Source organism: Falsiroseomonas oryzae (assembly GCF_027856955.1).
GTDB classification, from domain to species: domain Bacteria; phylum Pseudomonadota; class Alphaproteobacteria; order Acetobacterales; family Acetobacteraceae; genus Falsiroseomonas; species Falsiroseomonas oryzae.
In genome coordinates, this window is sequence record NZ_JAPSMD010000212.1 from 1 (window position 1) to 9,194 (window position 9,194).

Annotated in this window: 11 protein-coding genes; 4 read left to right on the plus strand and 7 right to left on the minus strand. The window is 74.1% G+C overall.

Translation table 11 applies throughout. The annotated features are described in order from the left end of the window. Positions 1–276, minus strand: a 276-nt coding sequence (locus tag OZN99_RS18620) for a hypothetical protein (protein ID WP_408611861.1), incomplete at its 3' end; no start/stop codon positions are given. Between the two features lie 26 nt (positions 277–302). After that, the gene (locus OZN99_RS18625; RefSeq protein ID WP_270936768.1) at positions 303–482 is read right to left on the minus strand and encodes a DUF1127 domain-containing protein; all 180 of its coding nucleotides are present in this window, start codon (positions 480–482) and stop codon (positions 303–305) included. A gap of 205 nt (positions 483–687) precedes the next feature. On the opposite strand from OZN99_RS18625, the gene OZN99_RS18630 reads away from it, so the two are divergent. Then, positions 688–2,289: a winged helix-turn-helix domain-containing tetratricopeptide repeat protein gene (locus tag OZN99_RS18630; protein ID WP_270936769.1), complete on the plus strand. Its 1,602-nt coding sequence runs from the start codon at positions 688–690 to the stop codon at positions 2,287–2,289. 7 nt (positions 2,290–2,296) lie between these two features. Here the strand turns inward: OZN99_RS18630 and OZN99_RS18635 are convergent, their stop codons facing one another. From OZN99_RS18635 to OZN99_RS18655, 5 genes are read right to left on the minus strand one after another with little or no spacing between them, the layout of a single operon-like run. Continuing rightward, entirely contained in the window at positions 2,297–2,458 is a 162-nt protein-coding gene (locus OZN99_RS18635) for a hypothetical protein (protein WP_270936770.1), read from the minus strand. 49 nt (positions 2,459–2,507) lie between these two features. Beyond that, positions 2,508–3,014, minus strand: coding sequence for a MaoC family dehydratase (locus OZN99_RS18640; RefSeq protein ID WP_270936771.1), 507 nt, complete (start codon positions 3,012–3,014; stop codon positions 2,508–2,510). After that, positions 3,011–4,174 (minus strand): FAD-dependent oxidoreductase, encoded by a 1,164-nt coding sequence (locus OZN99_RS18645; protein ID WP_270936772.1) that lies wholly within the window; start codon positions 4,172–4,174, stop codon positions 3,011–3,013. Before OZN99_RS18645 ends, OZN99_RS18640 begins: the two co-directional genes overlap by 4 nt. 17 nt (positions 4,175–4,191) lie before the next feature. Then, positions 4,192–5,436: an NAD(P)-binding domain-containing protein gene (locus OZN99_RS18650; protein WP_270936773.1), complete on the minus strand. Its 1,245-nt coding sequence runs from the start codon at positions 5,434–5,436 to the stop codon at positions 4,192–4,194. Positions 5,437–5,486: 50 nt separating this feature from the next. Next, positions 5,487–6,083: an OsmC family protein gene (locus OZN99_RS18655; RefSeq protein ID WP_270936774.1), complete on the minus strand. Its 597-nt coding sequence runs from the start codon at positions 6,081–6,083 to the stop codon at positions 5,487–5,489. A 199-nt stretch (positions 6,084–6,282) separates the two neighbouring features. Between OZN99_RS18655 and OZN99_RS18660 the strand changes: the two genes are divergently transcribed. The 3 genes from OZN99_RS18660 to OZN99_RS18670 all read left to right on the plus strand — a co-directional run. Next, positions 6,283–7,290 carry a LysR substrate-binding domain-containing protein gene (locus tag OZN99_RS18660; RefSeq protein WP_270936775.1) on the plus strand — a complete coding sequence of 336 codons (1,008 nt, stop codon included), beginning with the start codon at positions 6,283–6,285 and terminating at the stop codon, positions 7,288–7,290. A gap of 41 nt (positions 7,291–7,331) precedes the next feature. Further along, a complete protein-coding gene (locus tag OZN99_RS18665; RefSeq protein WP_270936776.1) occupies positions 7,332–8,300 on the plus strand; it encodes a catechol 2,3-dioxygenase in 969 nt (322 codons plus the stop codon). Then, on the plus strand, positions 8,297–9,194 hold an 898-nt coding region (locus tag OZN99_RS18670), incomplete at its 3' end, for a tannase/feruloyl esterase family alpha/beta hydrolase (RefSeq protein WP_270936777.1). The genes OZN99_RS18665 and OZN99_RS18670, both read left to right, overlap by 4 nt.

Sequence of the window (9,194 nt, forward strand, 5' to 3'; positions counted from 1 at the left end):
CGCCAGCAGCAGCCAGAGCTGCCCCGGGCGCAGCCGCGGCAGAACGCGGAGCGCGACCGGCAGCAGCAGCGCCGCCGGCGCCAGGAAGCGCAGCAGCACCATGTCGTGCGGCCCAAGCGCGGCGCTCGCCTCGGCGACGCCGACACGGGTCATCGCCAGAGCGCCGCCCCAGATCGTGGCGGCGCCGAGGGCCGCGGCCACGCCGAGCGCGTCGGCGTGCCGCGCGGGCGCGGCGATGTCTGCCATCGGCGGCGCCCGCATCGCAGCCTGGGTCATGTCGGCGGCTCCTCCCCCCCGGCCCATCAGGCGATCCAGAAGGGCTTGCCGGCCTCGATCCGCGCCTCGGCGGGCGTCAGGCCGATGTCGCGCAGTTCGCGATGGCCCATCGAGGCCAGCGCGTCGCGTTCCTGCATCCGGATGCGCCAACGGGCGAAGGCGTGCCGGATCCGCGCGGCGGGGCCGGTCTTCGGATTGTGCGTCATGGCGTGTCGTCCTGAAGCGGCGGCCGCCCCATCGCGGCCGTGTCCCCTTTTGCCGGCACACCGCCTTCGCCGCTTGGCGAAGCCCTCATCTTCGCCTTGAGAAGTCGTGGAATTCCCGAAGGCGCGCGGCGCACTTCACGCCAGCGTGATCGCCCGTGTTGCGTCAGTTGCGCTATCGCCGGTGCGAAGGAAGGCGCCCGAACCGATGAAGCTTGGCTTCGGCGCATGCCAGGTGGACCTGCAGCGGCAGGAACTGCGGCGCGGCGACGAGGTCGTGCATGTCGAGCCGCAGGTGTTCGACCTGCTGGTCCATCTCCTGCGCAACCGCGACCGCGTGGTCAGCAAGGACGAGCTGTTCGACACGATCTGGCAGGGCCGCATCGTGTCCGAGGCCGCGCTGAGCAGCCGCATCAACGCCGCGCGCAAGGCGGTGGGCGACGACGGCGACCGGCAGGAGGTGATCCGCACCGTGCACAAGCGCGGGTTCCGCTTCGTGGCGGAGGTGCACGCGCTCGGCCCGCAGGAACCGCCTGCGGTCGTGCAGGCGCTTGCCCCGCCGCCGCAGGCCGAGGCCCGGGGAGACCCCGTGACGTCGCGCCGGCCGTCGCTGGTGGTGCTGCCCTTCGCCAATCTCAGCCCGGAGCCGGACGCCGAGTATTTCAGCTACGGCCTGACCGACGACATCATCCGCCTGCTCGCCCGCCACCGCTGGCTCGACGTGCTGAGCCGGCATTCCGGCGCGCCCTTCCGCAGCCGCGACGTGGATGCGCGGGAGATCGGCGCCGCGCTCGGCGTGCGCTACATCGTGCAGGGCAGCGTCTGGCGCCGCGGGGAGCGCGTGCGCATCACCGCCGACCTGGTCTGCGCCGAGACCAGCCGCCAGCTCTGGTCCGAGGCTCACGAGTTCAGTTTGGACGACCTGCTCGACATCCAGCGCAGCATGGCGGAACAGATCGCCGCCACCATCGAGCCGGAGCTCGCCCGGCTGGAGCGCGAGGCCGCGGTGCGCCGCCCGCCCCGCCATTTCGACGCCTGGGACTGCTACCAGCGCGGCCTGTTCCACCTCTGGGGCTTCACCGTGCCCGGCATGGACGAGGCGGAGGCGATGTTCCGCCGCGCGCTGGAGATCGATCCCGGCTTCGCGCGCGCGCATGGCGCGCTGTCCTATGTCTATCTGCAGAGCGCCGTGCTGCGCCCGCCGGCCGACCGCCCCGCGCTGATCGAGGCGGCGCTGCGGGAGGCGCGTGCGGCGGTGGCGCTGGACGACCAGGACTGCATGAATCTCTGCGTGCTCGGCCGCGTGCACACCTTCCTGCAGGACTACGAGGAGGCGATCGCCCGGCTGGAGGCCGCGGTGGAGCTGAACCCCAGCTTCGCCCAGGCCTGGTACGCGCTCGGCTTCACCCTGATCTTCTGCGGGCGGGAGGAGGAGGCGATCGCCTGCATCGAACGCGCGACCGACCTCAGCCCGCGCGACCCGCACCTCTCAAGCTTCCACGCCATGCGGGCGCTGGCGCACCTGTTCCTGGGCGACCTTGACGCTGCGGTGGCGCTGGCGCGGCAGGGCGTCCGGGCGCCCAATGCGAAGCATTGGCCCTATGCCGTCCTGGCGGCCGCGCTGGGCCTGCTGGGGCGAGAGGCGGAGACGCGGCGCGCGGTGGCGGACCTCCTCGCGCGCCACCCGGGCTACTGCACGGATGCGGCCCGCGCCGACTTCTTCTTCTGCCGCGACGCGGAGCGCGTGGAGCGCTTCGTCGAGGGTCTGCGGCGGGCCGGCGTGCCAGAGACCGCGCCCGCCGCGGCGTGACCCACCCTCATCCGCAGGGGATGAAGGGCGCCACCTCGCGCCAGGCCGCGGCCGCAGCGGCGCGGCGGCGTTCGGCCTCGCGCACCGCCAGCGCGCGGCCGGCAATGTGGCGCATCCACTCGCCCCCGCTGCGGTGACGCAGCGCGATCGGGGTTCCGGTCGGGTCCATCTCTCGCTCTCCTGTCGCTGTCGCGGCCGGTGCGGCCGCGAGGCGCAAGCTACGCGCCGCGGGGCGACGCCGCTTGCGGGCGGGCTGGAGATGTCGTGGAGACGTCCTGGAGATCCGCCGCGTCGCGCAGCGGCGCGGTCCAGGTCACCGCGGTGCCGGTCAGGCAGGGCTCGCCGGCTTCGTTGCGCACCGTGGTGCGCAGGGTGCAGATCGGCTTGTCGTCGCGCACGGCCAGCACCTCCACCTCCGCCTCGATTGCCTCGCCGATGCGCACCGCACGCACGAAGCGCCATTCCGTGCCCAGGAAGACGCTGCCCGGGCCGGGCAGGTCCTGCGCCACCACGGCGTTGAGCAGGCCGGAGGTGACGCCGCCCTGCACGATCAGCCCGCCGAAGGGCGAGCGTGCGGCCAGCACCGCATCGACATGCAGCGGGTTGAGGTCGCCCGTCATCTCCGCGAACAGCGCGACGTCGCGCCCGCTGGTCCGGCGGCTGCGCGTCGCGCGCTGCCCGGGTTGCGGGCGGCCGGCGAGGGTCAGGCGCCAGGCGTCGCTCATGCAGCCTCCAGCGCCGGCGCGGCATGCGCCAGCATCCACGCGACCTCGCGCTTCATCGCCTCGTTGAGCTGCTTGTGCAGCGCCTGCAGGCGCGGCAGGTCCCAGTCGAAGGCGGCGATCGCGTCCGTCGCCTCGAACAGCGGCAGGGAGAGGTCGTCGCGCCGCGCCTCGTACTCCGCGAAGGCGGCCGGCATGTCCCGAAGCGCCGCCTGGGCCAGCAGCTCCGCGTCTCGCAGCGCGTCGGTGATGCCGTGCGCGGTCAGCGGATCCTTGAAGTAGCCGGCATCGCCGACCAGCGCCCAGCCTGGCCCCGCCGCCCGGCGGAAGAAGCCGCGCCGTCCGGCGAACACCGAGAGCGGGCCGACCCGCCGACCCTGCGCCGCCTGCGCCGCCAGGCCCGGCGCGACCTCGCGCAGCACCTTGTGGAAGCCGTCCATCGGCATGCCGCGGAGGTCGGCGAGATAGCGCTCCGGCGGTACCGAGACGAAGACGCAATGCAGCCCGGCATTGGTCGGGATGGCGCCGGCGCTCGCGCCCGGCTCGTAGTGCCAGTGGTAGCCTTCCGCGGCGATGCCGGACCAGTAGCCGAACACCGTCGCCGTGGCGTGCCGCGCCTGGCGCAGCAGCGGCGCGCCGACAAGGCGCGCGACGGCCGAGCCGATGCCGTCCGCGCCGACCACCAGCCCCGCCGCGACCTCGCGCCGGTTGCCGAGCGCATCCAGCATGATCGCGCCACTCACCCGCGCTTCGTCGTCCCGGAGCAGGTCCACCAACGTCTCGCCGTAGCGCAGCTCCGCCCCGGCATCGGCCGCCGCATCCGCCAGCACGGCGTCCAGCACGGACCGCCGCGGCGCGTAGAGCGCATCCACCCCATCGCCCGGTCGCAGCGCGATGGCGATCTCCTCCGCGCCATAGTGGAAGCTGGTGCGGCGCACCGCCGGCGTGCCCGCCGCGACGATGCGCGGCAGCACGCCCCAGCGCGCCAGCTGCAGCACGCCGCCGCGCATCAGCGCGTGGGTGGACAGCGTCTCCGTGCCGTGCGCGCCGCGGTCCACCAGCAGCACGCGCATCCCCTGGCGCGACAGCAACATGGCCGTGGCGGCGCCGCCGCAGCGGGCGCCGACGACGATCGCGTCGTAGCGGCGGGTCGGGCTGGACATGGCGGGTCTCCCTGGCGTCAGGCCGCCTGGCGGCCGCTGGTGGTGGCAAGGTGGCGGACGGCCTCGGCGGCGATCGCGGCGGCATCCGCGCCGACCCCGCCGAGAAAGTTCGAGCTGCGCCGGCGCATGAAGCGCAGGCCGAGCAGATACAGGCCGCGCGCCGGCGCGACGCCGCCGCGGTGCCGCACCTCGCCGCGCTCATCCACCAGCCCGGGGATGCGCAGCCAGGCGTAGTCGCGGCGGTAGCCGGTGGCCCAGACCACGCTGCGGATGCCCTCTCCCGCCAGGTCGAGCCGCGTGGGCATCGGGCCGAAGCCCTGCAGCGGCGCCGGCCAGGCCTCGTGCGGCGCGCCCAGCGCGTCGGCCAGCGTGTCGATGCGCGCCAGCATGCTTTCCAGCGGCTTCTGCGCGCCGGCTAGGTTGACCGCGAGATCGTCGGCGAAGCGCATCACGCGCCCCTCCGCGCCCATTGCGCGGCCGATCACGCGCACGCCCGCCGCGCGCAGCGTGCCGAGGTCGAGGTTGCGCCGCGGCATGCCGCCGACGAGTTGCAGCGAGGGCTGCGCGCGGGCGCGGCGGATATCCACCTGGTCCTCGGCGCGGTCCTCCAGCATCCCGGCGAGTTCCATCCAGCGCCAGATATCCTCGCCGCGGTAGCTGCGCGGCACGCGCGTGTGGCGGCCCGCGGAGAGCACCACCTTGCGCCCGGCGGCGCGCAGCTCCTCGGCAATCTGCAGCGCGGAGGCGGCGGCGCCGACCACCAGCACGCCGCCCGGCGGCAGCGCGCCGGGGTTGCGGTAGGAGGACGCCGTGAGCTGCAGCAGGTCGCGCGGCAGCGCGGCGGCGAAGCCCGGCACGGCGGGCACGCCGCAATGGCCGGTCGCGACCACCACCACGCGCGCCAGCCAGGCGCCGCGCGTGGTCTCCAGCCGGTAGGCGCCGCCCAGCCGGTGCAGCGCGGTGACCTCCGTCTCCTCGACGACCGGCATCGCGAAGCGCCGCGCATAGAGGTCCAGGAAGCCGATCACCTCCGGCATGGTCATGAAGCCGTCCGGATCGGGGCCGGCGTAGTCGTGGCCGGGAAGGCGGCTCATCCAGTTCGGCGTCAGCAGCGCGAGGCTGTCCCACCGCTCGGTCCGCCAGCGCTCCGCGACGCGGCCGCGCTCCAGCACGACATGATCGATGCCGAGCCGGGCGAGTTCGTGGCTCATGGCGAGGCCGGCCTGGCCCGCGCCGATCACGACGGCGTCGGTGCTGCGCATGGCGGCGTGTCCTTCAGGAAGGGCGGCCCGCCGGCGGCGGGCCGCATCGCTCAGGCCTGGACCGAGACGGCGACGGGCAGGCCGTTGGTCAGCATGTCGAAGACGGCGGAGCGCGCGACGGACTGCCGCACGATCTCCTCCAGCTTCGCCTGCGGCGCGTTGCCGGCGATCTGGAAGGTCACGCGGATCGCCTGGAAGCCGTTCCGAACCTCGTCCGACAGGCCCAGGATGCCCTGCAGGTCGATGTCGCCCTCGACCCTCGCGTCGGCCTTGGTCAGCATGACGCCGCGCGCCGCGGCGATGTTGGCGATGCCGGCGGTCAGGCAGGCGGCCAGCGCGTGCAGCAGCCACTCCACCGGCGTCGGGCCGTTGTCGGCCCCGCACAGCACGGCCGGGTGGTCGGCATCGGCGACGGTGGTCGCCTTGTGCTGATGCTCGCCGCCCGCGCCGGAGAAGCCGGACATCGTGCTCTGCATGTGCGTGCCGGAGAGCCACTGGCTCTGCGTGCGGAACTGGAACTTCGCCAGCTCCGGCTGGCCCTTCACTACGCCGATGGTGGCGAAGAGCGCCGGCGTGTCCACGCCATGGCTCGGCGGGGGCGGCGCCTTCGTGGCGGCGGGGGCGGTCATCTCGGCGGTGGCGGACATGGGTCGTCTCCTCGTGAAGCCGGGGGTTGCGGTGCTTCGCGCCCTGGCGGGCAGGCCGGATGCAGGGCGTGGCGGCATCCTGGGCGCGCGCGGTGCGGCCCGCTTGGAGAGGAGCTTGCGGAGTTCTGGAGATCGGCTGGATTTACGCCCGGGCTTGCCGCCATCCTGGCCGCGCCCCCTCACGGAGACGCGCGCCCGCATGCCCTGGCGATACCTGGACCAGCGCCTGAAGCTCTCGGCGCTTCGCCTGGCGGATGCGCTCGACACCCATGGCAGCCTGCTGAAGGCCGGCGCCGCGCTGGGCCTGACTCAGCCCGCCCTGTCACGCAGCCTGCGCGAGCTGGAGGAGGTGGCCGGCGCCCGCCTGTTCGAGCGCCACGCCCGCGGCGTGCGCCCCACCGAAGCCGGCGTCGTCATGGTCCGCCTGGCCCGCCGCCTGCTGGCCGAACTGCGCCGCGCGGAGGAGGAGCTGGACGCGGTGGGCAGCGCGGATGGCGGCGCGGTCGCGGTGGGCGTGCTGCCGGTGGCCGCGGTCGGCGTGCTGCCCGGCGCGCTGATCCGGCTGCGCGCCAGCCACCCGACGCTGCGCGTGCGCCTCCAGCAGGGCCGCACGGAGGAGCTGCTGCCGCTTCTGGCCAGCCGCGAGCTGGACCTGGTGGTCGGCCGGCTCTACGCGCCCGCCGTGCCCGACGGCTTCCTGCGCGAGGCGCTGTGGGAGGAGCCGATCTCCGTCCTGGCCCGCGCCGGCCATCCGGTGCTGTCGCTCCGCGGCCCGGTCACCGCAGCCGCGCTGGCGCGGCACGAGCTGGTGCTGCCCACCGTCAGCCAGCGCGTGGGGCAGGAGATCGACCAGCTGCTGGCGCTGCTCGGGCTGCCGCGCGACGTGCCGCTGCGCTCCTCCTCCTACGGCTTCATCCGGGAGATGCTGCTGGCCAGCGACTGCCTCTCCATCATGCCGCGGTCGATGATGGTGGGCGACCTGCTGCGCGGCGCGCTGGAGGTGGTCCCGTTGCCGGTGCCGGCGCCGCCGCGGCCCGCCGGCATCATCCGCCCTGCCGAGCCCGCCCCCTCCCCCGCCGCCGCGGCCTTCATCGCCGCGCTGCAGGGCTTCGTCGCCGAAATGGCGGCGCGGGGCTTCGGAGCCATGCCGGGAGCTGATACCTCCACCCGAAGAAGCGATACGACGCGGCGGAGGCGGCGGGGCTAGGGTCCCGGCCGCCGCCCCTTGGCGGCCACGGAGGAACCGCCATGGACGCGCCCGAGCCGGTGCTCGACATCGCGCATCTCGGCCATGTCGAGCTGCTGACGCCGAAGCCCGACGAATCGCTCCGCTTCTTCCGCGACGTGATGGGCATGACGGTCAGCGGCCAGCAGGGCGACAGCGTCTTCCTGCGCGGCTGGGACGACTACGAGCGCTTCTCCCTCCAGCTCACGGCATCGCGGACCTCAGGCCTCGGCCATGCCGCCTTCCGCACCCGCAGCCGCCAGGCGCTGGACCGCCGCCTGGCCGCGCTGCGCGCCGATGGCTGCGAGGTCTGGCCGGTGGAGGACAATCTCGGCCACGGCACCGGCTGGCGCTTCCGCGACCCGGACGGGCACGTCTTCGAGCTCTATTGGGACACGGAGTGGTACGAGGCGCCGGCGGATCGCCGCCCCTCCCTGAAGAACCAGGCGGAGCGCTATCCCGCGCGCGGCGTCAATGTCCGCCGCATCGACCACTTCAACTGCCTGGCGGTGGACGTCCGCGCCAACCGCGCGTTCTTCGAGCGCACCCTGGGCTTCCGCTGCACGGAACGGATCGAGCTCGACAGCGGGGAGGAGGCGGGGATGTGGCTGACCGCCACCAACAAGTCCTACGACTTCGCCTTCACCAAGGAGGCGCACGGCGTCGGCGGGCGCTTCCACCACGTGACCTTCGCGCTGGACAGCCGGGAGGCGGTGCTGCAGGCCGCCGACACCTTCCTGGAAGCCGGCGTGCACATCGAGACCGGGCCGCACAAGCACGCCGTGCAGCAGACCTTCTTTCTCTACGTCTACGAGCCCGGCGGCAACCGCGTGGAGGTGGCGCATGCCGGCGCGCGCCTGGTGCTGGCGCCGGACTGGAAGACGATCACCTGGACCGAGGCGGAGCGGCGGAAGGGGCAGGCCTGGGGGCTCAAGACCATCGAGAGCTTCCACACCCACGGCACCCCGCCCCTGCCGGAGGGGCGCGGGTGATCCGCGCCCTCGCTGCCCTCCTGCTCGCCATGGCCGCGATGCCGGCGCTGGCCCAGCCGCCGGTCGCGCCGCGCCTGGGCTGCGAGGCACTGGCGGGCATGGACGTCTCGGCAGAGCTCGGCGTCCCCGCGCGCGTCGAGGCCGCGACGGTGCTGCGCGAGGGAAGGCCGGCGCCGGTCTGTCACCTGCGCGGCACGCTCCGCGGGACGATCGGCTTCGAGGCTTGGCTGCCGCTCGAGACCTGGACCGGGCGCTACCTGCAGATCGGCTGCGGCGGACTCTGCGGGCGCATTCCCGATGCACCGCCGCAAGTGACGGGCTGCCTGCCCTACACGCGCGGCGAATTCGCCATGGCCGCGACCGACATGGGCCATCGCGATCCCTCCGCCGCTTCCTGGGGCGGCGATCCCGAGCGGCGGATCGACTTCGCCCATCGCGCGCAGCACCTGACGGCGCGCGCGGCGAAGCTGCTGATCGCGCGCTTCTACGGCCAGGCGCCGCGCCGCTCCTATTTCGCCGGCTGCTCGGATGGCGGACGCGAGGGGCTTATGGCCGCGCGCCTGTATCCGGAGGATTTCGACGGCATTGTCGCCGGCGCGCCGGTGATGGACTTCACGGTGCAGAACACCTTCCACCATGCCTGGACGGTGCAGCGGAACCGCCTGCCGGACGGCACGGCGGCGCTGACCGCGGACCGGCTGGCGGTGCTGAACAGGCTTGCCGTGGCGGCCTGCGGCGGCGCGGATGGCGTGCTGCGCGATCCGCTGGCCTGCCGCTTCGATCCGATGCGCGCCATCTGCACGCCGGGCGCCGACCCGGCCGCCTGCCTCACCGAGGCCGAGGCGCGCGCGGCGGCGGCGGTCTACGACGGCGCCCGCACCGCCTCGGGCGAGC

Excerpts from the sequence above, each read along its gene's own strand:
- OZN99_RS18625 (WP_270936768.1), bottom strand. The coding sequence starts at position 482 with ATGACGCACAATCCGAAGACCGGCCCCGCCGCGCGGATCCGGCACGCC.
- OZN99_RS18630 (WP_270936769.1), top strand. The coding sequence starts at position 688 with ATGAAGCTTGGCTTCGGCGCATGCCAGGTGGACCTGCAGCGGCAGGAA.
- OZN99_RS18635 (WP_270936770.1), bottom strand. The coding sequence starts at position 2,458 with ATGGACCCGACCGGAACCCCGATCGCGCTGCGTCACCGCAGCGGGGGC.
- OZN99_RS18640 (WP_270936771.1), bottom strand. The coding sequence starts at position 3,014 with ATGAGCGACGCCTGGCGCCTGACCCTCGCCGGCCGCCCGCAACCCGGG.
- OZN99_RS18645 (WP_270936772.1), bottom strand. The coding sequence starts at position 4,174 with ATGTCCAGCCCGACCCGCCGCTACGACGCGATCGTCGTCGGCGCCCGC.
- OZN99_RS18650 (WP_270936773.1), bottom strand. The coding sequence starts at position 5,436 with ATGCGCAGCACCGACGCCGTCGTGATCGGCGCGGGCCAGGCCGGCCTC.
- OZN99_RS18655 (WP_270936774.1), bottom strand. The coding sequence starts at position 6,083 with ATGTCCGCCACCGCCGAGATGACCGCCCCCGCCGCCACGAAGGCGCCG.
- OZN99_RS18660 (WP_270936775.1), top strand. The coding sequence starts at position 6,283 with ATGCCCTGGCGATACCTGGACCAGCGCCTGAAGCTCTCGGCGCTTCGC.
- OZN99_RS18665 (WP_270936776.1), top strand. The coding sequence starts at position 7,332 with ATGGACGCGCCCGAGCCGGTGCTCGACATCGCGCATCTCGGCCATGTC.